The sequence below is a fragment of the Arthrobacter sp. P1_B9 genome (genome assembly GCF_056406495.1).
This window is the reverse complement of sequence record NZ_JBFUAA010000010.1, coordinates 119759-144773: the sequence shown is the minus strand read 5'-3', so window position 1 is coordinate 144773 and position 25015 is coordinate 119759. Positions and strand designations below refer to the sequence as shown.

Below are 25015 nucleotides of genomic sequence, written 5' to 3'. Positions count from 1 at the left end.
TTGAAGCCTATGGTTGACGTCGAACGGTTCCGGATCCTCCTGCGCGAGGAACGTGACCGGAAGCTTGCCCTCCTGCCCGCCCTCCGCCGGGACATCACCTCGGTCAATGCCGCCCGCCTCGACTCCAACGTCGACGACGAACACGACCCCGAGGGCACAACGATCGCCTTCGAACTATCCCAGGCCTCCGCGCTCCTGGAACAGAGCAGGGCTTCCCTGCTGCAGATCGATGCCGCTCTCGCGCGGATGGACGAGGGCACCTACGGAATCTGCGCTGTATGCGCCACCCCGATCCCCGAGGACCGGCTGGAGGCCAGGCCCTGGACCGCGTACTGCATCGCGCATGCCTCGGGCAGGGCATGACCCCGCCCGGCCTGCTGGGGGAACCGAACCTGGCCCTGACATGGTGGGAGCGGATCGTTGCCGGATTCACCCACGCCCCCAGCCAGCATGTGAGCAGTATTGAGCTCGTTGCGGTGGTCCTGCTGGCAGTGGCCGTCTCCCTGCCCCGCCTGTCCTGGCGCTACTTTGGCCTGCTCGCCACCGTGACCCACGAACTCGGCCACGCGTTTGCCGCCCTTACCACCGGCCAGCGGCTCGGAGGCATCCGGCTGGGCCTGGACCACTCCGGCACCACCACGACGTACAGCAGGAGCCGCCTCTCCGCCGCCTGGTCGACGTTCTGGGGCTACCCCGTGCCGGCCGTCGTCGGGGCGGCGATGGTCTGGTGCGGTTTCAACGGCTGGGGGCCGGCCGCGATGTCGGTGGGCACGCTCATCCTCCTGGCATCCTTCCTGTTCCTCCGCAACGGCGTGGGCCTCCTCATCACCGCCGCCGCCGTACTGGCCTCGGCGCTCCTGGTGCTGTTCGTGCCGCCGGTATTCAACGGCCACGTGATGATCGTGCTGGGCCTGGCGCTACTGGTCGCTGCCGTCAGGGACCTCGGCAAACTGGCCAACGTCCATTTGCGGCACCGGGACAGGCTCCCGACGTCGGACGCCTATCTGCTGGCCCGGGCCACCTCCATCCCCGCCGCGGTGTGGATTGCCCTCTTCGCCGTGGTTGTGGCCGGGGCATGGTGGTTTGCCTGGCAGCCGATGGCGCCCGTGTTCACGGCCGCGTTCGGGCCGTTCCCTTCCCGGCCTTAGGCTGGGACCATGAGCCTGAGTACCCACACCGACGATCCGGGATTCAGCACCAAGGGCGCGTATGTGACCGGCGGCGAGGAATTCACCCGGGATACCAACTACATTGAGGACCGGATCACCCGGGACGGTGCCACGGGCGCCCACGGCGAACCCGGCTGGCCCGTGGAACCTGGCCGCTACCGCCTCATCGCAGCGCGCGCCTGCCCCTGGGCCAACCGCACGGTGATCGTGCGCCGGCTCCTCGGCCTGGAGGCGGTCATCTCGCTCGGCCAGCCCGGCCCCACCCACGACGCCCGGTCCTGGACCTTCGACCTCGACCCGGACGGCAGGGATCCCGTCCTCGGAATCGAACGCATCCAGGACGCCTACTTCCGCCGCTTCCCCGACTACCCCCGCGGGATCACCGTCCCGGCGATCGTGGACGTCCCCAGCGGGCAGGTAGTCACCAACAATTTCCCCCAGATCACGCTCGACTTTTCCACGGAGTGGACCCAGTACCACCGCGCCGGCGCGCCGGAGCTGTACCCGGAGCACCTGAGGGAAGAAATAGACGCCGTCAACAAGCGTGTCTTCACCGAGGTGAACAACGGCGTCTACCGCTGCGGCTTTGCCGGTTCCCAGGAGGCCTACAACGCCGCCTACGATCGGCTCTGGACGGCCCTGGACTGGCTCGAGGAACGCCTGGCGGGCCAGCGGTACCTGGTCGGCGACACGATCACGGAGGCCGACGTCCGGCTCTTCACCACACTGGCCCGCTTCGACGCCGTCTACCACGGGCACTTCAAGTGCAACCGGCAAAAGCTCAGCGAAATGCCGGTGCTGTGGGCCTATGCACGGGACCTCTTCCAGACCCCCGGCTTCGGCGACACCACCGACTTTGTGCAGATCAAGCAGCACTACTACATCGTGCATGAGGACATCAACCCCACCGGAATCGTCCCGCGCGGGCCGGAACTGGGCAGCTGGCTCACCGGGCACGGCCGCGAAGAACTCGGCGGCCGGCCGTTCGGCGACGGCACACCCCCGGGACCGGTCCGGGCCGGCGAAGAGGTTGCCCCGGGACACGGCGCAGCCTGAAGCCGCCGGCGCCCGGGACGGCCGTTAGGGTGTTGGTCATGAATATGGGGTCCATGGAACACGCAGCGCAGTCCCTCTCGGCCGGCTTTGCCACCCGGGAGTTCGCCGAGGTGCGTGAGCTCTTCGACTCCTTCCTTTCCGAGGACCAGGACTACAGCGCGCAATTGGCCGTCTACCGGTTGGGAACGAAGGTGGTGGACCTCCGCGGCGGCCCGGGGTTCGCTGCCGGCGACATCACGGGCACGTACTCGTGTTCCAAGGGCGCCGCCGCCATGGTCATCGCCGTGCTCGTCCAGGACAACCTTCTCGATCTGGACCGGACCGTCGCGTCCTATTGGCCGGAGTTCGGCGTCCACGGCAAGGACCTGCTCACCGTCCGGCAGGCGCTGTCCCACCAGGCCGGGCTGCCCGGCGTCGCCGGCGGGTTCGCCCTGGCCGACTTCACCGAACCCGAGGCGGCCCGCTGTCTCGCGGCCTCAGCGCCGCTGTGGCGGCCGGGCACGGCTTTCGGCTATCACGCCCTGACCATCGGGATCCTCATGGAGGAACTCTGCCGCCGCACCGCCGGAGTGCCGCTCCAGCGGCTCTACGACGAGCGTATCCGCCGCCCGCGGGGCATCGACTTCTTCCTGGGCCTGCCCGAGGACCAGGAACCGCGGTACCGCGAGGTGCTCTACGACCCTGACCCGGCCCAGCCGTGGCTGGACCCGCTCAGCCTCGACGGCCTGAACAGCAACGCGCCGGTCAGCACCATCATGGAACTGCCCAACCACCGCGTCGTCCGTGCCGCGGGAATGAGCAGCGCCGGCGGCGTGGGCTCGGCCGACGGACTGGCCAGACTCTACGCCGCCGCCACGACCGGGGTGGACGGCGGTCCCGCGTTCCTGAGCCCGGCCACCATCGAACTCATGGCCGCTGAGCAGGTGTGGGGACTGGACCGGTGCTCCGGGCAGGACAACGCCTTTGCCGTCGTGTTCATGAAACCCCAGCCGGGGCGGAACTTCGGCAGCCACCTGGCCTTCGGACACGAGGGCGCCAACGCGGCCCTCGGCTTCGCGGATCCCGGTTACGGGCTCGGATTCGGGTACGTGCCGCGCCGCAGCGAAGAAGGCCGGACCAGCGGCCGGGCCCAGCGGTTGTCCGCGGCAGTGCGGCGGGCCGCCCGCGCCGCGTCCTGACCGGCCGCCTGCAGGCTCCTGCGGCGCCGCAGCAGGTTCGTCCATTTGTAGCAGCAACCACGCGGCCCTAGGGTGAGCCGGGATGGTCACTCCAGAAAAGACAACAGACAAGCCGCCCTCCTGGCTGCGCATACGGGCCCATGGCGCGGCCAGCGGCGTCGCGGCGGCGCTCGTGTGGCCGCGGCTCCAGCTGGCTCTGAAGGCGGCGCTGGCAGCGGGCATTGCTTTCGCGATCGCGCCCTTCATGCCGGGCTCCGCCGCTGACTACCCCTACTACGCCCCGCTCGGCGCCCTGGTGGCCATGTACGAGAACGTTGCCGGTTCCATGCGCCAGGGCCTGCAGGCGCTGGTCGGTCTGGCGATCGGGGTGGGACTGGCGTTCATGCTTTTCAGCCTCGGCTCGCCGTCGCCGTGGACGGTCGCGGTGGTCATGGGACTGGGCGTTATCCTCGCCGGCCTGCCCAAGATCGGTTCGGGCCGGGACTGGATCCCGACGGCGGCCCTGCTGGTACTGCTGGTGGGCGGCCACAACCCGGACTCGTTCTCGTTCGGGTACCTTTTCCAGATGGCGGTCGGCGTCACGGTGGGCATCGTCGTGAATCTGTTGGTCTTCCCGCCGCTGCATTTCCGGGCCGCGGCCCTGAGCATCGTGGAATTGCGCCAGGCGCTCGCCCAGCAGCTCTGGGACATGGGCAAGGCGCTCAAGGAGAGCTGGCCGCCGGAGCATGTTGACTGGTCCCGCCGCTCGGAAGCGCTCGCGGCGCACGCCCGCTCAGTGCGGCTCGCCGTCGAGAAAGCTGACGCCAGCCGCCGGGCCAATCCCCGCCGCCGGCTGCATCCGCGCGACATCACCCTCGACTACCGCAACCTGCGGGACCTGGAGCGGCTCACATTCCACGTCCAGGACGTCACCCAGGTGCTCTCCGACGTCATCTGGGCCGAGGACACCCCGTTCGTGATTCCGGACGAATACGCGGCACCCCTCGGTGACGCCATGTCCGCCGTCGGCGACGTGCTGCGAGCCACGGAGGAGGACAACCCGGATCGCCAGGCCGAGCTGGCCCGCACCGCCGACGCGGCGATCAACGAGCTCACCGCCAGGCTTGGCTCGGTGCCGCACACCCACGACGCCCCCAGCGCGGTGGAATCCATTCTCTTGAGCATGCACCGCATGCTGCGGGTGGCGAAGCCCGGCCGGCCGGAAGAGCAACCGGCGGACCCGTCCGAAACCCCGTCCGCAACCTAGGCAACCGGCAGGCACAACGACGGCGGCTCCCGCCGGGGTAACCCCACAGCGGATGCCGCCGTCGGACTGTCTGTCCTGCCCGGCTATGGCAGTACCGGTTAGTCCAGCGCGGCGACCGATCCGCTGAAGTGCCGGCGACCGGACAGCGGGTTCCACGCCACGTAGTCCGAACGCCGCCAGCCGCCGCCCTCGGTCTGGACGGTGCTGATGTCCAGCGCCACCCGGGCGGGCAGGAACACGGGCGCCTCGAAGGCCACCTCCCAGCTGAACGCGTCGCCTTTGACGGCACCGACGTCGGCCAGTGCCCGCGACGCGAGGTACATGCCGTGGGCAAGGGACCGCCGCTGCCCGAGGGCCTTGGCGGTCAGGACGCTCAGGTGGATGGGGTTGAAGTCTCCGGAGACAGCCGCGTAGGCACGCCCGGTATCGACGCCCAGCTGCCACAGGGCCGTGGGATCCGGCACCGAGAATGCCGGCGGCGGCACGGCCACCGAGGCCTTGTCGATCCCCGGGAGGAACACCCCCTTGGCCAGGTAGGTTGAAACCCCGCGCCAGAGGACCTCTTCCTGCCCGGCGGCGCGCACCTCCGCGACGACATCGAGCTGCGTACCGGCGCGGTGCCCCCGCAGGTTCTCCACGCGGGTCCGGATGTCCAGGGCCTCCGTGAACAGGACCGGCCCGGACTGCACCACCCTGTTCGTCAGGTGGATCATGCCCAGCAGGGGCAGCGGGAAATCGTCCCGGTTCATCACGCTCATGGCCAGCGGAAAGGCCAGGGCATGAATGAAGCCCGCAGGCAGGATATCGCTCGCGGTCTCGCCGATCAGGTGCTGATACGCCGTCAGATTGGCGACGTCGGCCCGCATGCCACGGACCTCGTGGATGTAGGCGGGCAGTTCGGTGCCGCCGTGGGTGCCCAGGACCCGGCGCCGTGCCGCGGCGGCGGCCGCGTTCACGTAGAGCTTGGACAGGGCGGGCATCTCGCCCAGGATGACGGTCTGGAAACCGTTCATGCGCCGACCAGGTTCTGCCCGCAGACGCGCAGCACCTCCCCGGAAATCCCGCCCGCGGCGTCGCTGGCCAGGAACGCGATGGCCTCGGCGACGTCGCCCGGCCGGCCGCCCTGCTGCAGGGAGTTGAGCCGGCGCGCCACTTCGCGAGTGGCGAACGGGATCCTGGCCGTCATCTCGGTTTCAATGAACCCCGGAGCCACGGCGTTGATGGAGCCGCCGCGCTCGCCGATGAGAGACGCCGTGGCGCGGACCATGCCGATCACGCCGGCCTTGGACGCGGCATAGTTGGTCTGGCCGCGGTTTCCGGCGATCCCGCTGGTGGAGGCCACGGACACGATCCGGGGCGAGTCCTGGAAGTGCTCCGAGGCCAGGAGGGCCTCATTGATCCGCAGCTGCGCGGCGATGTTGACGGCGAGCACGGAGTTCCAGCGGCCAGCGTCCATGTTGGCCAGGAGCTTGTCCCGGGTGATCCCTGCGTTGTGGATCATGATGTCCAGCCGGCCGTGCCGTGCCGCGGCGTGGCCGATGATCCGCTGGCCGGCGTCGTCGCGGCTGATGTCCAGCTGCAGGGCCGTCCCATGGACCTCGTTGGCCACTGCCGCCAGATGCTCTCCCGCAGCCGGAATGTCGACGAGGATGAGTGTGGCGCCGTCGCGGTAGAGGGTGCGGGCAATCGCGGCCCCAATGCCGCGCGCGGCGCCGGTCACGACGGCCACCTTGCCGGCCAGCGGCTTCTCGACGTCGTCGGGCAGCTGGCCGGCGCCGGAGCTGACGGTCAGGAACTGCCCGTCCACGAACGCCGAGCGGCCCGAGAGGAAGAACCTTACAGCCCCCAGTGTTGCCGGGCTCGTGGTCCGGGCGCCGTCGGCGAGCAGGATGCCGTTGCCGGTGGCGCCGGCACGGAGTTCCTTCGCCAAAGACCGCAGGAGACCGTCCACGCCCTGCCTGGCAGCCGCCGTTGCCGGTTCCGTGGCCGAGCCCGCCGTGCGGGACACGGTGATGATGCGGGCGTTCGGGGCGAGGTCACGCAGCGACGCGGYGGCGGTGAGGACCGGTTTCTCAAAGTCGCCGGGGTGGGCCAGCTCGTCCAGCACCAGGATGATGGCGCCGAGCTTCTCCTTGGGTATCGCGTGGCGACGGACATCGAGGTTCCAGTCCAGCAGGGTGGCGGCGAGCTCGTCGGCGCCGCCGGTTGATCCCTGGACCAGGACCGGTCCGTCGATGAGGCGGCGGCCGGGCTCGTGCCGCCGGAGGACCACTGGCTGCGGGAGGCCGAGACGCTTGGCGAGGTCTTTGCCGAGTCCGTGGCTGACCAGCCGGGTGTACTTGTCGCTCATCCGGTTCTCCCTAGAGTGCTTCGAGGATTGCGACGACGCCCTGGCCGCCGGCGGCGCAAATGGACACGAGGCCGCGGGCCGGACGCCCGTTGACGTCGCCCTTTTCGTGCAGCATTTTCGCCAGCGAGGCCACGATCCTGCCACCCGTGGCCGCAAACGGGTGTCCGGCGGCCAGCGAGGAGCCATTGACGTTCAACTTGGCCCGGTCGATGCTGCCGAAGGCGCCGTCCAGGCCCAGGCGGGTGCGGCCGAATTCGTCGTCCTCCCACGCAGCGAGGGTGCTCAGCACCGTGCCGGCGAAAGCCTCGTGGATCTCAAAGAAATCGATGTCCGCGAGGCTGAGATTGTGGCGTGCGAGGAGCCGGGGCACCGCGAAGGCCGGGGCCATGAGCAGCCCGTCTTTGCCGTGGACAAAGTCGACGGCGGCAGCCTCGCCGTCGATCACCGCGGCGAGCTTGGGGAGGTCGTGGGCGTCGGCCCATTCCTCGGACGCCAGCAGAACGGTGGAGGCGCCATCTGTCAGCGGGGTGGAATTGCCGGCCGTCATGGTCGCCTCGGCGCCCAGGTTCTTGCCGAAAACGGGCTTGAGGGTGGCCAGTTTCTCCGGGCTCGTGTCGGCGCGCAGGTTGGAGTCGCGGCTCAGTCCCCGGTAGGGGGTCAGGAGGTCATCGAAGAAGCCGGCGTCGTAGGCCGCGGCCAGGTTCCGGTGGCTGTTGAAGGCCAGCTCGTCCTGGGCCTCGCGGGTGATCTTCCACTGCGCCGTGGTCAGCGCCTGGTGCTCGCCCATCGACAGGCCGGTGCGCGGCTCCCCCGTGTTCGGTGCATCGGGAGCCAGATCCTTGGGACGGAGCCGGCTGAGGACCTGCAGTTTCCGGGACATCGTCCTGGCGCGGTTGAGGTCAAGGAGCACCTCGCGGAGTCCCTCGCTGACGGCGATGGGGGCGTCAGAGGCAGAGTCGACGCCGCCGGCGATCGCGGAATCGATCTGGCCCAGCTTGATCTTGTTCGCCAGGCCAAGCACCGTTTCCAGGCCGGTGGCGCAGGCCTGCTGGAGGTCATACGCCGGGGTCTCGGCGGAGAGGGCCGAGCCGAGCACCGCTTCCCGGGTGAGGTTGAAATCCCGGGAGTGCTTGAGGACCGCCCCCGCCGCGACTTCCCCGATCCGCTCGTCCTGCAGGCCGAAGCGGGCGATCAGGCCATCCAGGGCGGCCGTGAGCATGTCCTGGTTGGAGGACTTCGTGTACGCGCCTCCGGTCCGGGCGAACGGGATGCGGTTGCCACCCACGACCACGGCCTTGCGGAGTTGCGCCGGGCCCGCGCCGGCGTGCTGTGTCTTCCCGGCGGCGGGTGCGGCGGCTGGCTGGGGGCGGGGCACTGACTGTCCGTTGACGGACATGGGCTGTCTCCTTCGATCAAAGCGATTACCGATACCCAGCGTACCTGATACGCTGGGTATCGTGAACATCCCCAAAGCCGCCGTGCCCGCCGGGCAGGCCGCCGTCGACGGCCGCGCTTCCCGCTGGCAGTCCCACCGCGAGGAACGGCGGCGGGAGCTGATCAAGTCCGCCCGGAAGGCGGTGCATGCCCTCGGCAGCGACGCATCCATGGAGGACATTGCCGCAGCCGCGGGAACGTCGAAGTCCGTGTTCTACCGCTATTTCGGCGACAAAGCCGGACTCCAGCAGGCCGTGGGCGAGGTGGTCCTGAGCCAGATGCAGCGGCGCATCCAGGAGGCGGCCCAGAGCGCCCAGACGCCCCGCGAAGGCCTGTTCGCCATGGTGTCCGCGTACCTGCAAATGGCCGAGACCAGCCCGAATGTCTACACGTTCGTGACGCGCCATGCTTCCGGCGAGGCCGAAACGGCCGGCCCGTCCATGTCCACGGCGGGAGCCTTGAGCCACTTCTTCGCCGCCATCAGCGACATGATTGCCCGGCCGATGCGCAGCCATCTGGGCGGCGGCCAGGACAAGGAAGCCGTGATCGGCTACTGGCCCAACGCCGCGATCGGCCTGGTCCGGAATGCCGGCGAACAGTGGCTCGCCAGCCCGCCCGGGTCGGCCAAGCCCGGCCAGGAGGCCATGGCGCGGCAGATCACGGATTGGCTCTGCTTCGGCATCGCCCCCGAGCTGCAGGCGCCTCCTCCCGCAGAAGCAGCACAAACGGAACGAACAGACCCGGCAGGCCAGGGCGCGCCGTAGCAGCGGCACACCGGCCCCCGCCCGCGACCTGAACTGTCAGCACTAAAGATTGTCAGAACCACAGAAGGAAACGACATGACTGAACTAGCCGACCGCACCACCGGCAACGCACCCCGGCGCCGGCCGCAACCACAACAGCCGGCGGCAACCACGGCAGCCGGCCGTTCCGGCCAGCCCGGTACCCCTGAGGCGCCCGCCGTCGACGTCGCGGCCCTTGGCGAACAGCTGCTCGGCAAGTGGGCCGACATCCGGCTGAAGTCCAGGGGCCTCGCCGGCCGCCCGGAACTGCACAAGATCGAGGGCCAGACCCACACAGAACACCGCCGGCGCGTCTTCGGGCAGCTCAGGATCCTGGTGGACAACGGGGCCGTCCACCGCGCCTTCCCGGAGTCCGTGGGCGGCTCCGATGACCACGGCGGCAACGTGGCCGGCTTCCAGGAACTGGTCATCGCCGACCCGTCGCTGCAGATCAAGGCCGGCGTGCAGTGGGGCCTGTTCGGCTCCGCAGTGAACCACCTCGGCACCGCGGAACACCACGAGAAATGGCTGCCCGGCATCATGAGCCTGGAGATCCCGGGTTGCTTCGCCATGACCGAGACCGGGCACGGCTCCGACGTGGCCAGCATTGCCACCACCGCCACCTATGACCCCGCCGCCGGGGAGTTCGTGGTCCACACACCGTTCCGGGCAGCGTGGAAGGACTACATCGGCAACGCCGCCACCGATGGCCTGGCCGCCGTCGTGTTCGCCCAACTGGTGACAAAGGGCGTCAACCACGGCGTGCACGCGTTCTACATGGACCTCCGGGACCCCGGGACCAAGGACTTCCTGCCGGGCATCGGGGGCGAGGACGATGGGGTCAAGGGCGGCCTGAACGGCATCGACAACGGCCGGATTCACTTCACGAACGTCCGGATTCCCCGCACCAACCTCCTGAACCGCTACGGCGACGTCGACCCCGAGGGCAACTACACGTCCCCCATCGCCAGCCCGGGCCGCCGCTTCTTCACCATGCTCGGCACGCTGGTCCAGGGCCGGGTCTCCCTCGACGGCGCCGCCGTGACGGCGTCGAAGCTGGCCCTGAAAACCGCCATCCAGTACGCCACCGAACGCCGGCAGTTCAATGCCTCCTCCCAGACCGACGAGGAAGTGCTGCTGGACTACCAGCGGCACCAGCGCCGGCTCTTCACCCGGCTGGCCACCACGTACGCCGCCAGCTTCGCCAGCGAGCAACTGCTGCAGAAATTCGACGATGTCTTCTCCGGCCGCCACGACACCGACCAGGACCGCCAGGACCTCGAAACCCTGGCCGCGGCCCTGAAGCCGCTGAGCACCTGGCACGCCCTGGATACGCTGCAGGAATGCCGCGAGGCCTGCGGTGGTGCCGGATTCCTGATCGAGAACCGGTTCGCCTCGCTCCGCGCCGACCTCGACGTCTACGCCACGTTCGAAGGCGACAACACCGTCCTGCTGCAGCTGGTCGCCAAGCGCCTGCTGGCGGACTACGCCAAGGAATTCCGCACCGTCAACGTCGGCGTGCTGGCCCGCTATGTCGTGGGCCAGGCCACCGGTGCGGCGATCCACCGCACCGGACTGCGCGGCGTCGCCCAGTTCGTGGCCGACACCGGATCAGTGCAGAAAGCGGCGCTGGCGATCAAGGACGAAGCAAGCCAGCGGACCCTGCTCACGGACCGCGTCCAGACCATGGTCGCGGAGGTGGCCACGGCCCTCAAGGGCGCGAACAAGCTCCCGCAGCAGCAGGGCGCCGCCTTGTTCAACGCCCACCAGCACGAACTCATCGAAGCCGCCCAGGCCCATGCGGAGCTGCTGCAGTGGGAGGCCTTTACCGAGGCCCTGGGCAAGGTGACAGACCCGGGCACGCACAAAGTCCTGACGTGGCTGCGCGATCTCTTCGGCCTGTCCCTGATCGAGAAGAACCTGTCCTGGTACCTCATGAACGGCAGGCTGTCGATGCAGCGCGGACGCACTGTGGGCGAATACATCAACCGCCTGCTCGTGAAGATCCGTCCGCACGCCTTGGACCTGGTGGACGCGTTCGGGTACGGCCCGGAGCACCTCCGCGCTGAGATCTCCACCGGCGCGGAGAAGGTCCGCCAGGACGAGGTACGGGACTACTTCCGCAAGCAGCGGGCCAGCGGCCAGGCGCCACTGGACGAAAAGATCCTGCTTGCCCGCGCCGTTCACGGCACAAAAGCTCACGGCACCAAGGCCCAGGGCACCAAGACCCGCGGCTGACCCAGCCGAAATGCGACGGCGGCGCCGCCCCCTCAGCCGGGGCGGCGCCGTCGTCGCAGTGCTGTGACTCTGAAGTGCAGTGACTCCGTGCTGCAGTGACTCCGTGCTGCAGTGACGCTGTGGTGCTGTTCCGTCGCGGGGTCAGGAGCCCTGCTGGAGCACCGAGCGGTAGACCTCGAGCGTGGTCTCCGTGATGGATTCCCAGGAGAAGTGCTCCTCGGCCCGGCGCCGGCCGGCTTCGCCCATGGCGCGGGCCCGGGCAGGATCGGACACCACTTCGATGAGGGCCTCGGCAAAGTCGGTGACGAACTTCTCCGGGTCCAGAGGGATTCCGGTGCCGTCCGTGACCTGCTCGATCGGAACAAGCAGTCCGGTCTTGCCGTGCTCGACGACCTCCGGGATACCGCCGGTGGCGCTGGCCACCACGGCGGCACCGCACGCCATCGCCTCAAGGTTGACGATGCCCAGCGGTTCGTAGATGGACGGGCACGCGAACGCGGTCGCGTGGCTGAGCACCTGGATGACCTCGTTGCGGGGCAGCATCCGCTCGATCAGGATCACGCCGCTGCGCTGGCTCTGCAGCTCCTCGATCAGGCGTGCCGTCTCGGCCGCCAGTTCCGGCGTGTCCGCGGCACCGAGGCACAACACCAGCTGGACGTCGGCCGGGAGCTTGGCGGCGGCCCGCAACAGGTACGGCACGCCCTTCTGCCGGGTGTTCCGGCCCACAAAAACAACGCTGGGGCGCTCCGGATCGATTCCGAGCGGACGGATGATGTCATCAGCCTCGTCCCGGTTCCACTGGCTGACATCGATGCCGTTGTGGACCACCTTGACCTTGGCCGGGTCAACGTCCGGATAGCTGCGCAGGATGTCCTGGCGCATGCCTTCCGAGACGGCGATGATGGCGGCCGCGGCCTCGTAGGCGGTCTTTTCCACCCAGGAGGACACCGCGTAGCCGCCACCGAGCTGCTCGGCTTTCCACGGGCGCAGCGGCTCCAGGCTGTGCGCGCTGAGGACATGCGGGATGCCGTGGAGCAGCGACGCGATGTGTCCGGCCATGTTGGCATACCAGGTGTGGGAGTGGACCAGGTCCGCGCCGGCGATGTCCGGAACGATCCTCAGGTCCACCCCGAGGGTCTGGATGGCGGCGTTTGCAGAGCCCAGGTCTTCGGGCACGGGATACGACGTGACGGTCGCTCCGTGATACCCGGGCTCGCGGGGCGCGCCGAAGGCACGCACCTGAAGGTCCACGCGTTGGGCCAGCACCCGGCTGAGCTCGGCCACGTGGACCCCGGCGCCGCCGTAAATTTCCGGCGGGAATTCTTTGGTCACAATATCTATTCGCACATGCACCAAGGTAGTCGTTACGGTGGATCTGATCTAGTGTGAAGACGTTCGGGCATGCCGGACTGTATTGGGGAGTAACGAAGGCGTTCAGGAGCTATCACCATGCCGCATCAAAAGAGAGTTTTGGCAATTGTCCTCGCAGGTGGCGAGGGAAACCGGCTCATGCCGTTGACGGCGGACCGGGCCAAGCCTGGTGTCCCGTTTGCCGGAAGCTACCGGCTCATTGACTTTGCCCTTTCAAATCTTGTGAATTCCCGCTATCTGCAAATTGTGGTGTTGACGCAATACAAGTCCCACAGCCTTGACCGGCACATTTCCGAAACGTGGCGGATGTCCACCCAACTCGGCAACTATGTGGCCTCGGTTCCGGCCCAGCAGCGCGTCGGCAAGAGCTGGTTCCTCGGCAGCGCCAACGCCATTTATCAGTCGCTGAACCTCATTCACGACGCCAACCCCGACATCGTGGTCGTGGTCGGCGCAGACCACGTCTACCGGATGGACTTCTCCCAGATGGTGGCGCAGCACGTCGCGAGCGGTGCCAAGGCCACGGTCGCCGCGGTCCGCCAGCCGCTGCACATGGCGGACCAGTTCGGCGTGATCGAAACCGATGCGGACAACCCGGACAAAATTGCCGCGTTCGTGGAGAAGCCGTCGTCGACTCCCGGCCTCGCGGCCGACCCCAGCCAGTTCCTGGCCTCCATGGGCAACTACGTGTTCGACGCCGATGCCCTGATCGAAGCCCTCCACGTGGACGCCGAGCGCCTCGATACCAAGCACGACATGGGCGGGGACATCATTCCCTACTTCGTGAACCAGGGCGAGGCCGGTGTCTACGACTTCACCCTCAACGACATTCCCGGGTCCACCGAACGCGACCGCACGTACTGGCGCGACGTCGGCACCATCGATTCGTTCTACGACGCCCACATGGACCTGATCTCCCCCGTCCCGGTGTTCAACCTCTACAACTCCGAGTGGCCGATCTACACCCGCCAGACCATCTCCCCGCCGGCCAAGTTTGTCCGCGGCAAGTCCAACACCGTGGGCACGGCACTGGATTCCATCGTGGCCAGCGGCGTCGTCGTCTCCGGCGGCATCGTGGAGGGCTCCGTGCTCTCCAACGACGTCTACGTGGGCACCTCGAGCCGGGTCCTGGACTCGGTCTTGATGGACAAGGTCAATGTCGGCGAAGGCGCCGTGATCAAACGCGCCATCATCGACAAGAACGTCAAGATTCCGGCCGGGGCCACGATCGGGCTCGACCCCGAACTGGACCGAGCCCGCGGGTTCAAGGTCACCGACTCCGGAATCACGGTCCTGTCCAAGGGCCAGCACGTCCCGGACCCCAGCGACGCGGAAAGGGCGCTCTCCGCGGCCAACCTGCGCCTGGTGCCCGACGCCGTCCGCACCGCCACCGAGAACTGGCCCGAGCTGCGGGAGTCCGTGGACAAGGTTGCCGACGTGCAGGCCGCCGCTGTGGGCACAGACGCACCGGTCAAGCACTCACCCACGGCATAGGCAGGCGGGGGCCCGGCAGGCACGTCCGGCCGGGCTCCCCGCACCCTGTAAAATTAGGGCAATGAGCTCCCCCGATCTGTCCTCCGACTTTCCCTCTGCCGCATCTGGTCTTGCCGGGTCTGATCTCGCCGGACTGACCCCGGAGGAAATCCAGGCCTGCCTGAAAGTCCTGAACACGATCCACGCCTATGACGAGGAGCACCCGGACTACGTCTCAGTGCGCCGCGCCACAGGGAAGATGTTCAAGGCCGTCAAGCGCCACCGGCGGGTCAGCAAGCGCGATGAGATCGCCGAGGCGGACCGCGCCGTGATCGCTCAGACGGCGACGGCCGCCCCCGACAGGATCGACGACGAGACGCGCGGCAACAAGCTCGCCACGTCCGCCACCGGGGAAATCGCCGGCCACCTGATCAGGTCCCGGCCCTGCTACATCTGCAAGCAGCACTACACCCAGGTGGATGCCTTCTACCACCAGCTGTGCCCCGAGTGCGCCCTGTTCAGCCACAGCAAGCGCGACGCCCGCACCGATCTCACCGGCCGCAGGGCCCTCCTGACCGGCGGCCGGGCGAAGATCGGCATGTACATCGCGCTCCGGCTCCTCCGGGACGGTGCGCACACCACCATCACCACCCGGTTCCCGAAGGACGCCGCCCGCCGCTTCGCTGCGATGGAGGACAGCGCCGACTGGCTGCACCGGCTCCGGATCGTGGGCATCGACCTCCGCGACCCGTCCCAGGTGATGGCCCTGACGGATTCCCTGGATGCCGCAGGACCGCTGGACATCATCATCAACAACGCGGCCCAGACGGTGCGGCGCTCTGGCAACGCCTACAAGCCGCTCGTCGACGCCGAGGACGAGCCGCTGCCCGCCGCCCTCCAGGCTGCCAACGGGGGTCCGGAGCTTGTCACGTTCGGCCACGCCCACGACAAGCACCCGCTTGCCCTCGCCAGCAGCGTGCTCGACCATCCCGTGCTGGCCGGGGACGCGATCACGTCCCTGGCCCTGTCCACCGGGTCGGCGTCGCTGGAGCGGATTGCCTCCGGCACCGCGATCGACGCGGGCGGACTGGTCCCGGACCTCGCCACCATCAACAGCTGGACCCAGGTGCTGGACGAAGTGGACCCGCTGGAGATGCTCGAAGTGCAGTTGTGCAACGTGACGGCTCCGTTCCTTCTGGTCAGCCGGCTGCGGGGGGCCATGAAGCGCTCCACCGCGCGGCGGAAATACATCGTCAATGTCAGCGCCATGGAAGGCCAGTTCTCCCGCGCCTACAAGGGCCCCGGGCACCCGCACACGAACATGGCCAAGGCGGCGCTGAACATGATGACGCGAACCAGCGCCCAGGAAATGCTCGACGCCGACGGCATCCTCATGACGGCCGTGGACACCGGCTGGATCACGGACGAACGGCCGCACTACACCAAAGTCCGCCTCATGGAAGAGGGCTTCCACGCGCCCCTGGACCTCGTTGACGGCGCCGCCCGCGTGTACGACCCCATCGTGATGGGCGAATCCGGCGAGGACCAGTACGGCGTGTTCCTCAAGGACTACAAGCCCAGTCCCTGGTGACCGGCGCCGGCGGGCCGCGGCGTCCGTCACTTACGTGTCCGCTGCGGGACCTATGGCCCTAATCGGGGTCCGGGCCGGCCCGTATTGTGGCTCGACATGGACTCAACCACGCCCTCGCCGGAATACTCGCTGACCATGGACCAGTGCTGGGCGCTGCTCGACACCGAAGTTGTGGGGCGCGTAGCGCTGATCGTAGACAACCATCCGGAGATCTTCCCGGTGAATTTCGTCCTCGAACGGCGGGCGATTGCCTTCCGCACCGCCGGCGGCACGAAGCTGTGGGGCGCGATCACAGGCAAGCCGGTTGCATTCGAGATCGACGGCTACGACGCCCGCGACGAGACGGCCTGGAGCGTAATGGCGCGCGGGGAAGCCGAGGTCATCGAGAGCCAGGAGGAGAAGGACGAAATTGACTCCCTGCTCCTGGAGCCCTGGCAGCCCGGCGAGAAGGCCTACTACGTGCGGGTGGCTCCCAAAGCCCTGACCGGACGACGCTTCAAGGTCAACCGGCCCGACGTGTGGACCACCCGGCTCGCGGATCCGCGCCGGGCCACCTTCGAATAGAACCCCCGGGCACCCTCCCGGCAGGATTGCGGCGTCAGCCGTGTTCTGGCGAGTGGACCACCAGCACCGGGCAATGCGCATGTGCCACACAGGCGGAACTCACAGATCCCAGCAACAGTCCACCGAAACCGCCATGGCCGCGGCGGCCCAGCACGAGCATGTCCGCGGCTTTGCTCTCCTCGATCAGCACGCGGCGGGGGTGCCCCCGGATGAGGCGGGCCTCGACGTTGTCCGGGGTGTCCGGGCCGAAGGCCTTCGCCACCGCATCGGCCAGGATTTCCCCGGCCCGGACGTCGAAGTCCTCGATGCCGACGGCGACATAGCCGTCGTACACCGGCGGGTAGTCCCAGCATGCCACTGCGACGACCTTGGCGGCCAGGGGCACCGCGAGGGCCTGCGCATGCCGCAACGCGGACACCGAAGCGTCCGAGCCGTCAACGCCTACCACGATCTTCCGGACGTCCCTGACTTCGTTCATCGCAATCCTTTGCCCTCGTACCGGCCGAGCTTCCCGCGCCAGATGGCGACGCTCCCATGATTTCCTTCGGCCGGCATGACGCCTAGGGCCAAAGGGCATGCACGCAGCCCGGCCGGCGGGCCACCCGAAAACGCTCGGGGCGACTGGCCGGAGGCGGCCTGTTGGGCACTATGACCCTTGTCCGCGCCGCCCCGGTGCACAAGAATGGCAGAGGCTGGGGTCAGCAGACGACGGACAGCATCTCGTGACAAAGAGCATGGTGTCACTAACAGTATCGAGCGGTCGCGCGAGCGGCCGGACGGGAGAATCATGATTGCCTGGGCAGACGCAGGTCTCACTGCACCTGATGGCGGGCAGGCGGTGATCCGCGTCTTTATCCTTGATGATCACGAACTTGTCAGGCGCGGGCTGCAGGAACTTCTCGAAGGCGAGGGGTTTGCCGTCGTCGGCAGTTCCGGATCCGCGGTGGAGGCGACCCGGCGGATTCCCGCGCTGCATCCTGATGTCTGTGTGCTGGACGCCCGCCTGCCGGACGGAACCGGCATCGAGGTCTGCCGGGACGTGAGGTCGGTGGACCCGTCCCTGAACTGCATCATCCTGACGAGCTTCGACGACGAACAGGCCCTGCGCGGCGCCGTCCTGGCCGGGGCACGCGGATACGTGCTGAAGGAGATCGGCGGCACGGACCTGATCGGCGCCCTGCGGCGGGCAGCAGCGGGCGAGTCCCTCTTCGAGGAAGGCGTGGCCGCCGGCGTCGTGGACAGCCTGGTGGAGGCCGAAGAGGTCGACCCGCGCACCTCCTCCCTCACGCCCCAGGAACGCAAGGTCCTGGAGCTGGTGGGCGGCGGACTGACCAACCGGCAGATTGCCGCCGAAATGTTCCTGGCGGAAAAGACCGTCAAGAACTATGTGTCGTCCCTGCTGGCCAAGCTCGGATTCGAACGCCGCACGCAGGCAGCCGTCTTCATCGCCAGCCCGGCATTTCCGGCGGCCGCCGGCGGGAGGACCGGCGAAGTAATCCGGCCCCGCAGCGTCGGATAGGCTCCGCGGAAACCGGACCTTCGGGCGTGCCGGTTACAGGGGCACCGACCATTCCAGGCTGGTACCGGAGTCGGGCACGCTCGTGATGGTGCATTCGCCGTCGAGCATGCGCGCCCGGTCCTCGAGGTTGCTTAGCCCGTTGCGTTTTTCGGGTTGAGTGAATCCGGCGCCGTTGTCGCTGATCACCACCGTCACCCTGCCCTTAACGACCGCAACCGAGACCGAGATTGTATCCGCCCCGGAGTGCCGGATGGCGTTGCTGAGCCCCTCGGAAACCACGGCCACGACGTTGTCGGCCTTGTCCGGTGTCACGGCATCCACGGGTCCCGTAATGGTCAGGCGCGGCGGGAACGGCATGGACTTGGACGAACTGCGCGTGACCCGACGGATCCGGCCGCTCAGCAGTTCGATCTCGCCTGTGTTGCTCTTGAGCGAGTAAATGGTGTCGCGCAGGCTGCGGATCGCCTCGTCGAGTTCGCCGGTGATGTTGCGGATGCGCTCCAGCGCCAGATCCTCCTTGGTGAAACGGGTCAGGCTCTGTACGCTCAGCCCGGCGGCGAACAGCCGCTGGATGACGAGGTCATGCAGGTCCCGGGCGATCCTGTCGCGGTCGGTGAAGACCAGAAGCTCCTCGCGCAGCCGGTGCACCCGGGCAAGTTCCAAGGCGAGGGCCACGTGGGAGCCGAAGACGGCCCCCATTTCGATGTCGGTCCGGGCGTAGCGCACCGACTCCTTGTCCCGTGCCAGCAGCAGGAGGCCATGGTGGGCGCCCTGGGTACTCAGGGCCACTGCCAGCAGCGGGCCGGTGACTGCACCGTCGACCTCCCCCAACACTTCGGATGCGTCGTCGAACAGCACTGGCTCGCCGCCTTCGAGGACACCTTCCAGGAGCTTTGACTCCAAATGCAGTGACCGTCCCGAAAACGCCGTGCCGCGCTCACCGGCAACGCCGATCACCACGTGGGCCATGGCGTTGGCGGCGGGGGCCACCAGGAGGGCGAGTGAGGACGCGGACTCCTGGAGCGCGCGGCCGGCTATCGGGTCCAGGCCGCCCGAGGTGTAGTCGCGGTCCGTGCTCAACATCAGCCCGGAGACGTCCATGCAGGCCTCCAGCCAGCGGGCCCGGCGGCGGGCGTCGTCGTAGAGCCGGGCATTTTCGATGGCGACGCCGGCCGCTGCGGCCAAGGCGACGGCCAGGGCCTCGTCTTCGGCGGAAAAGTCGTCTCCGCCTTCTTTTTCCGTGAGGTAGAGGTTGCCGAACACCACGTCCCGGACGCGGACCGGTACCCCCAGGAAGGACTGCATGGGAGGGTGGTGCGCGGGGAACCCGTAGGCCTCGGGGTGCTTATTCAATTCATGCAGCCGGAGCGGCCGCGGGTCTGTGATCAGGAGGCCGAGGACGCCGTGGCCGGTCGGCAGCGGACCGATCTGACGCGCCAGTTGGCCATCGATGCCGACAGTGATGAAGTGGCTGAGCGCGTGGTCATCACCGATGACGCCAAGGGCGCCGAACCTGGCGTGCAACAACCGGCAGGCCGATTCGACGACGCGTTCCAGGACGGCATCCAGGCTCAGGTCCTCGGCCAGGGCGACGACGGCTTCCAGCAGGCCGGTGATGCGTTCCTTGGATTGGAGCAGCTCTTCCGTCCGGGCGCCGAACCCCATCAGCAGTTCCTCAACGACGGGATTTGGTTCGGACACGGTATGGCCTGAGCCCTCACCCGCTGAATGCATGTCATTGCCCCCATTCGCTCCGGCCAATGTAGACGCTGACGGCCTTTTGCCAGAATACCGCGAACCACTCAGGAAAGCCTCAGAATTCGCAGATTAACCCGGCGGCTGGGTCCATTTGCCCTAGCCGCCGTCAGCCCGGCCGCGTACGCTCGCCGGCATGAGCACTGAATCGAGCCCGGGCCGTCACGAGCCAAAGGACCAGACCCACGCCGTCGAAGACCTCGACCACCACGAATGCTGGCGGCTGTTGCGCAGCGTCTCCGTCGGCAGGCTGGCGGTCTGGGTGGACGACCATCCCGACATTTTCCCCATTAACTACAAAGTGGACCACGGCACGCTGGTGTTCCGCACCGCGGAGGGCACCAAGCTGCAGGCGGCCACAGGCGGCACGCCGGTGGCCCTGGAGGCCGACGGCATCAATGCTGACACCGGAGTCGCCTGGAGCGTCGTCATCAAGGGCCAGGCCGCGCCGGTGCAGAACCCCCAGGAAGTCATGGACACGGTGGGCCTGTTGCTGTTCCCGTGGCAGGCCGGAAAGAAGGAACATTTCGTCCGGATTGCGCCGGACACCGTCACGGGCCGGCGGTTCAAGGTGGTGCCGCCCCAGACGTGGTGGACGCCGTTGGACGACGCCACGCGCTCCGGCCTCGAATAATCCGCCCCCCTAAAAACACATCTTGCGCTTTCAGATCGGGTTGCCCTGAGGGCTTCAGGGCAACCCGATCTGATAGCGCAACGTGGGGCGCGGCGTGCGGTCAGGCGACGCGGGTGATCTCCACGCTGACGCTGAGGGCCGATCCCCCGCCGCCGGACAGGATGCCCTTGAGCGGCGGCACGTCGCGGTAGTCGCGGCCCCGGGCCACGGTGACGTGGAAGTCCCCCGCGGGTTTGTGGTTGGTCGGGTCCCAGCTGCGCCATTCGCCGTCCCACCACTCGAGCCACGCATGCGACTGGCCGGCAACTGTCTCGCCGAGCTCCGCCGTCGAACGCGGGTGAAGGTAACCGGACACGTAGCGGGCCGGGATACCGCAGCTGCGCAGTGACCCGATGGCGAGGTGCGCCAGGTCCTGGCAGACGCCCTGCCGCTGGTTCCAGGCCTGTTCGGCGTTGGTGGTGACGCCGGTGGAGCCCTTCATGTAGGTCATTTCACCGCGCATCCAGGCAAAGACCGCCATGGCGGCCTCGTGCGGTGATTTCCCGTCGACGACGCCGGGAATGATGGCGAGCACCTCGGAGCCGGGACCTGTCAGCTGGGACTGGGGAATCCAGTCGCTGAACTGGTTCAGGGTTTCCGGTGCGGCCAGGACGTCCCAGCCGACGATGTCGGCCTCGGTTGCGATCTTCTCGACCCGGTGCACCTCGACGGTGGTGGTGGACAGCACCTCGAGGTGCTCGTGCGGCATCTGCATGTCGAAGGCGGTCACCCGGGTGCCCCAGTAGTCGCGGTAGCTGCTCAGGGCCGCCTGTGAGGGCGAAACCTTCATGGAGGACTCAAGTACCACCTGCTGCGGGTCCGTCAGCGGGGTCATCCGGGCCTCGTTGTAGGACAGGGTCACGCGTTTGTTGTACTTGTAGGCCGTCTTGTGAACGATGTTCAGCCGGGTCATGAAACTTCTCCCACCCAGGCCAGTTCGTCTGCCTGATTGAAGTACTTACGGGAAATGGCGTCCGAGGCCTGCGACACGGCCTTTTGCACACGCTCCATGTGCTCCGGCAGCTCCGACATGAGGTCATCGGTGCGGTGGAACTCCAGGAAGGTGCGGGCCTGCCCGACGATCCGGCGGGCGTCGTTGATGAAGCCGACGCGCTGGGCCGAGGGGTCGAGCTTCGCCAGGCACTCGTCGGCGTCGCGCAGCGCGTAGACGATGGACCGCGGGAACAGCCGGTCCAGCAGCAGGAATTCGGCCGCGTGCTGGTCCCCGAACGCAGCCCGGCGGGTCCGCAGGAAGGATTCGTAGGCCCCGGCGCAGCGGAGCATGTTCACCCAGGACATGCCGGCCGAGAGGACATCTCGGGTGGAGAGCATGCGCGCGGTCATGTCCGCACGCTCCAGCGACCGGCCCAGGACCAGGAACTGCCAGCTCTCGTCGTGGCTGACGGTGGTGTCGGCGAGGCCGCTGACCATGGCGGTGCGCTCCAGGACCCAGTTGCAGAACCGGTAGGTGCCCACCACGTCCTTGCGGTGCTGGTTGAGCCCGTAGTAGGTCGTGTTGAGGCTTTCCCAGAGCCCGGAGGAGACGGTCTCGCGGGCTCGGCGGGCGTTTTCCCGTGCAGCACCGAGGGAACCGGCAATGGAGGTGGCACTCTGCTTGTCGTAGGCGAGGGCGTTGAGCAGTTCGGGCAGGCCGAAATCGTCGCTTTGTGCGCGGGCACCCATGACGGCGAGGAGTTCCTGCGCCACGCTGCGCTGTTCCTCCATGGGAAGATGGTTGAGCCGTTCGAGGTGGACGTCGAGGATCCGGGCGGTGCCGTCGGCCCGTTCCACGTAGCGGCCGATCCAAAACAGTGACTCGGCAATACGGCTAAGCATTCGCGGTTACCTCCTGCGCGTCAGAAATCTGCTGCTGCTGCTGTTGCTGCTCTTTCTGGCTGTCGCGCCAGTTGCTCTCCACCGGCCAGACCGAAACCCGCTCGCGGACTGCGATGGTGGGCCGTGGGATCACTTCGACGGGGACCTGCGGGGAATCGGCCAGGACCCACGTGTCCTTGGAACCGCCGCCCTGGCTGGAATTGACGATCAGCGATCCCTCCTTGAGCGCCACGCGGGTCAGTCCGCCGGGGAGAACCCAGACGTCCTCGCCGTCGTTGACGGCGAAGGGGCGCAGGTCCACGTGCCGGGGGCCGAACTTGTCGCCGCTGAGCGTCGGCACCGTGGACAGCTGCAGGACCGGCTGGGCGATCCATCCGCGGGGGTCGGCGATGATCCGCTTGCGCAGGGCGTCGAGTTCGTCCCTGGACGCGTCCGGGCCGATCACGAGGCCCTTGCCGCCCGAGCCGTCCACCGGTTTGACCACGAGCTCGTCCAGGCGGTCCAGGACGTGTTCCCGGGCCTCCTTCTCTTCGAGCCGGAACGTGTCCACGTTGGCGATCACGGGCTCCTCGTTGAGGTAGTACCGGATGAGGTCGGGCACGTAGCTGTAGACCAGCTTGTCATCGGCGACGCCGTTGCCCACGGCGTTGGCGATCGTGACGCCGCCGGCGCGGGCGGCGTTGACCAGGCCGGGGCAGCCGAGCATGGAGTCGGCACGGAACTGCAGCGGGTCCAGGAATTCGTCGTCGATGCGTTTGTAGATGACGTCTACGCGCTGCTCGCCCGCGGTGGTGCGCATGTAGACCCGGTTGCCGCGGCAGATGAGGTCGCGGCCCTCGACGAGTTCGACACCCATGAGTCCGGCGAGCAGGGTGTGCTCGAAGTAGGCGCTGTTGAACACGCCGGGGGTCAGGACCACCACGGTGGGATCGTCGACGCCGGAGGGCGCCGTCTTCCGCAGGGCGGACAGGAGCCGGCGGGGGTACTCCTCGACCGGGCGGATGAGCTGCTGGCCGAAAGCCTCGGGCAGGCCCTTGGCCATGGCCCGGCGGTTCTCGAGGACGTAGCTGACGCCCGAGGGTACGCGCACATTGTCCTCCAGGACCCGGAACGTGCCCTCGGCGTCGCGGACGACGTCGATTCCGGAAATGTGGACCCGGACGCCGCCGGCCGGCTCAAAGCCGTGCACCTGGCGGTGGAAGTGCGCGCTCGTCGTGACGAGCTGGCGCGGGATGACGCCGTCGGACACCACGGTCATCTTGTCGTAGACGTCATTGAGGAAGGCTTCAAGGGCGCGGACGCGCTGGGCCACACCGCGTTCCAGGACGCTCCACTCATCGGCGGGGATCACGCGGGGGACGATGTCCAGGGGGAAGGGCCGTTCCTCACCCGCGAAGTCGAAGGTCACGCCGCGGTCCAGGAAGGTCCGGGCCATGGAATCGGCGCGGGCGCTGACGTCAGCCAACGAGAGTTCGCGCAGGGCCAGGGCCACCTGCCCGTAAGATCTCCGGGCCTGCTGGCCGGGGGCAAACATCTCGTCGTAGGCGCCGGTGCGGCCGGCGGCCTCGGAGTATTCCTGGAATAGGTCAGACATGGTCACTAGCCAACCACTTTTTTGTTGCGAAATCATTTCGGCGGCCCGCGGCGCGGCGCTCAGTGCTGGCCGCGCAGTCCGGGCCGCCTGCCGGGACGGCCGCGGTTACGGCTTTTAGGGCCGGGTACGGCAATGTAGGGGCGTGCCCCCCAAGAGATCCGCCACCGCCTCAGCCCTGAGAGACGCCGCGCCAGGCCTGGCCGGCGCCGCGGCGGCCRTCGCCGTCGCCGTCGCCGCCCACCTGCTCCTTCCCGCGCTGCCGGCGATGACAATGGCCGTGCTCCTCGGGCTGCTGGCGGCCAACCTGCCGGGCGTGTCTGGCTGGACCGCCGGGCCGGCGCGGCCCGGGCTGGACTTCGCCGGCAAGCACCTCATGCGGGCCGGGATCGTGCTGCTGGGCCTGAAAGTCAGCCTCGGCGATGTGCTGGGCCTGGGCTGGGCTGCGCTCCTGCTCGTGACCGCCGTCGTGCTGGCCGCTTTCGCCGGGACGTACGGAATCAGCAGGCTCTTCCGGCAGCCGCCCCGCGTGGCGCTGCTGGTGGCCACGGGATTCGCCATCTGCGGGGCGTCAGCGATCGGGGCGATGGCCGCCGTGCGCCGAATCCGGCAGGAGGAAACCGTGCTGCCGGTGGCACTCGTGACCCTGTGCGGCACGCTGGCGATCGGTGTGTTGCCGCTGCTCGCGCGGCCGCTGGGCCTGGGTCCGGAGATCTTCGGGGCGTGGACCGGCGCCTCCGTCCACGACGTCGGGCAGGTGGTCGCCACCGCCCAGACCGCCGGCACCGCGGCGCTGGCCGTCGCCGTCGTCGTTAAACTCACCCGGGTGATCCTGCTGGCACCGATGGTCGCCGCCGCGGGCTTCCATCACCGGCTGGGCACCGCAGCCGACGGCGCCAAGCGCCCCCCGGTGGTCCCGCTGTTCGTCATCGGATTCGTGGCCCTGGCGGGCCTGCGCACCACCGGGTGGCTCTCCCCCGCGGCCCTGGACGTGGCCGCCGCCGTCCAGGACCTGCTGCTCGGCATGGCGCTGTTCGGGCTGGGCTCCGCCGTCCGGGTGGGCCAGCTGCTGCACACCGGCGCACGCGCGCTGCTGGCCGCGCTGGCGTCCTGGCTGCTGATCGCCCTGCTGGGCCTGGCGGCCGCCTTCCTGATGTTCCCGCCGGCGTGACCGGGCACACAGGCTCCC

Annotated in this window: 22 protein-coding genes; 13 read left to right on the top strand and 9 right to left on the bottom strand. The window is 68.3% G+C overall.

Annotated features, from left to right (window positions below; all coding sequences use genetic code 11):
- The first annotated feature begins 9 nt into the window (after positions 1-9).
- From AC1D1A_RS14950 to AC1D1A_RS14930, 5 genes are all read left to right on the top strand, one after another.
- On the top strand, positions 10-363 hold the full coding sequence (locus tag AC1D1A_RS14950; RefSeq protein ID WP_476850934.1) for a TraR/DksA family transcriptional regulator: 354 nt from the start codon (positions 10-12) through the stop codon (positions 361-363).
- A complete protein-coding gene (locus AC1D1A_RS14945; protein WP_476948045.1) occupies positions 360-1148 on the top strand; it encodes a M50 family metallopeptidase in 789 nt (262 codons plus the stop codon). The genes AC1D1A_RS14950 and AC1D1A_RS14945 overlap by 4 nt, the downstream gene beginning before the upstream one ends.
- 9 nt (positions 1149-1157) lie before the next feature.
- Entirely contained in the window at positions 1158-2225 is a 1068-nt protein-coding gene (locus AC1D1A_RS14940; protein WP_476850936.1) for a glutathione S-transferase family protein, read from the top strand.
- A gap of 44 nt (positions 2226-2269) precedes the next feature.
- A complete protein-coding gene (locus AC1D1A_RS14935) occupies positions 2270-3403 on the top strand; it encodes a serine hydrolase domain-containing protein (RefSeq protein WP_476948057.1) in 1134 nt (377 codons plus the stop codon).
- An 82-nt stretch (positions 3404-3485) separates the two neighbouring features.
- Positions 3486-4649 (top strand): FUSC family protein, encoded by a 1164-nt coding sequence (locus AC1D1A_RS14930; RefSeq protein WP_476850938.1) that lies wholly within the window; start codon positions 3486-3488, stop codon positions 4647-4649.
- Positions 4650-4747: 98 nt separating this feature from the next.
- On the opposite strand, the gene AC1D1A_RS14925 is transcribed toward AC1D1A_RS14930, so the two are convergent.
- The 3 genes from AC1D1A_RS14925 to AC1D1A_RS14915 are packed head-to-tail and all read right to left on the bottom strand — an operon-like array spanning position 4748 to position 8395.
- On the bottom strand, positions 4748-5662 hold the full coding sequence (locus AC1D1A_RS14925; protein WP_476948044.1) for a MaoC family dehydratase: 915 nt from the start codon (positions 5660-5662) through the stop codon (positions 4748-4750).
- Positions 5659-6999, bottom strand: a complete 1341-nt coding sequence (locus AC1D1A_RS14920; RefSeq protein WP_476948043.1) for a 3-oxoacyl-ACP reductase — start codon at positions 6997-6999, stop codon at positions 5659-5661. The genes AC1D1A_RS14925 and AC1D1A_RS14920 overlap by 4 nt, the downstream gene beginning before the upstream one ends.
- A gap of 10 nt (positions 7000-7009) precedes the next feature.
- Positions 7010-8395 (bottom strand): acetyl-CoA C-acetyltransferase, encoded by a 1386-nt coding sequence (locus tag AC1D1A_RS14915; protein WP_476858579.1) that lies wholly within the window; start codon positions 8393-8395, stop codon positions 7010-7012.
- 61 nt (positions 8396-8456) lie between these two features.
- Here AC1D1A_RS14915 and AC1D1A_RS14910 point away from each other — a divergent pair, with 61 nt between their 5' ends.
- Both AC1D1A_RS14910 and AC1D1A_RS14905 read left to right on the top strand, forming a co-directional pair.
- Positions 8457-9197, top strand: a complete 741-nt coding sequence (locus tag AC1D1A_RS14910; RefSeq protein ID WP_476948042.1) for a TetR family transcriptional regulator — start codon at positions 8457-8459, stop codon at positions 9195-9197.
- 75 nt (positions 9198-9272) lie between these two features.
- Complete coding sequence (locus AC1D1A_RS14905) at positions 9273-11453, top strand: acyl-CoA dehydrogenase family protein (RefSeq protein ID WP_476948041.1); 2181 nt, start codon at positions 9273-9275, stop codon at positions 11451-11453.
- A 141-nt stretch (positions 11454-11594) separates the two neighbouring features.
- Here AC1D1A_RS14905 and glgA read toward each other — a convergent pair whose 3' ends face one another.
- The gene (gene glgA / locus AC1D1A_RS14900; RefSeq protein ID WP_476850944.1) at positions 11595-12800 is read right to left on the bottom strand and encodes a glycogen synthase; all 1206 of its coding nucleotides are present in this window, start codon (positions 12798-12800) and stop codon (positions 11595-11597) included.
- Between the two features lie 102 nt (positions 12801-12902).
- Between glgA and glgC the strand changes: the two genes are divergently transcribed.
- From glgC to AC1D1A_RS14885, 3 genes are all read left to right on the top strand, one after another.
- Positions 12903-14318 carry a glucose-1-phosphate adenylyltransferase gene (gene glgC, locus AC1D1A_RS14895; RefSeq protein WP_476850945.1) on the top strand — a complete coding sequence of 472 codons (1416 nt, stop codon included), beginning with the start codon at positions 12903-12905 and terminating at the stop codon, positions 14316-14318.
- 61 nt (positions 14319-14379) lie between these two features.
- Positions 14380-15888: an SDR family NAD(P)-dependent oxidoreductase gene (locus tag AC1D1A_RS14890; protein ID WP_476948040.1), complete on the top strand. Its 1509-nt coding sequence runs from the start codon at positions 14380-14382 to the stop codon at positions 15886-15888.
- Between the two features lie 96 nt (positions 15889-15984).
- The gene (locus tag AC1D1A_RS14885) at positions 15985-16452 is read left to right on the top strand and encodes a pyridoxamine 5'-phosphate oxidase family protein (protein ID WP_079549614.1); all 468 of its coding nucleotides are present in this window, start codon (positions 15985-15987) and stop codon (positions 16450-16452) included.
- Positions 16453-16486: 34 nt separating this feature from the next.
- On the opposite strand, the gene AC1D1A_RS14880 is transcribed toward AC1D1A_RS14885, so the two are convergent.
- On the bottom strand, positions 16487-16930 hold the full coding sequence (locus AC1D1A_RS14880) for a universal stress protein (RefSeq protein WP_476948039.1): 444 nt from the start codon (positions 16928-16930) through the stop codon (positions 16487-16489).
- Between the two features lie 309 nt (positions 16931-17239).
- On the opposite strand from AC1D1A_RS14880, the gene AC1D1A_RS14875 reads away from it, so the two are divergent.
- Entirely contained in the window at positions 17240-17971 is a 732-nt protein-coding gene (locus tag AC1D1A_RS14875; RefSeq protein ID WP_026538734.1) for a response regulator, read from the top strand.
- A 33-nt stretch (positions 17972-18004) separates the two neighbouring features.
- Here AC1D1A_RS14875 and AC1D1A_RS14870 read toward each other — a convergent pair whose 3' ends face one another.
- Positions 18005-19705, bottom strand: a complete 1701-nt coding sequence (locus tag AC1D1A_RS14870; protein ID WP_476858584.1) for a GAF domain-containing sensor histidine kinase — start codon at positions 19703-19705, stop codon at positions 18005-18007.
- A 157-nt stretch (positions 19706-19862) separates the two neighbouring features.
- Between AC1D1A_RS14870 and AC1D1A_RS14865 the strand changes: the two genes are divergently transcribed.
- A complete protein-coding gene (locus AC1D1A_RS14865) occupies positions 19863-20360 on the top strand; it encodes a pyridoxamine 5'-phosphate oxidase family protein (protein ID WP_476850950.1) in 498 nt (165 codons plus the stop codon).
- Between the two features lie 100 nt (positions 20361-20460).
- Here AC1D1A_RS14865 and AC1D1A_RS14860 read toward each other — a convergent pair whose 3' ends face one another.
- The 3 genes from AC1D1A_RS14860 to AC1D1A_RS14850 are packed head-to-tail and all read right to left on the bottom strand — an operon-like array spanning position 20461 to position 23829.
- Positions 20461-21312: a transglutaminase family protein gene (locus AC1D1A_RS14860; RefSeq protein ID WP_476849649.1), complete on the bottom strand. Its 852-nt coding sequence runs from the start codon at positions 21310-21312 to the stop codon at positions 20461-20463.
- The gene (locus AC1D1A_RS14855) at positions 21309-22235 is read right to left on the bottom strand and encodes an alpha-E domain-containing protein (RefSeq protein WP_026266338.1); all 927 of its coding nucleotides are present in this window, start codon (positions 22233-22235) and stop codon (positions 21309-21311) included. The genes AC1D1A_RS14860 and AC1D1A_RS14855 overlap by 4 nt, the downstream gene beginning before the upstream one ends.
- Positions 22228-23829, bottom strand: a complete 1602-nt coding sequence (locus AC1D1A_RS14850; RefSeq protein ID WP_476849648.1) for a circularly permuted type 2 ATP-grasp protein — start codon at positions 23827-23829, stop codon at positions 22228-22230. Before AC1D1A_RS14850 ends, AC1D1A_RS14855 begins: the two co-directional genes overlap by 8 nt.
- Positions 23830-23971: 142 nt before the next feature.
- Between AC1D1A_RS14850 and AC1D1A_RS14845 the strand changes: the two genes are divergently transcribed.
- Entirely contained in the window at positions 23972-24997 is a 1026-nt protein-coding gene (locus AC1D1A_RS14845) for a YeiH family protein (protein ID WP_476948038.1), read from the top strand.
- Positions 24998-25015 lie beyond the last annotated feature (18 nt).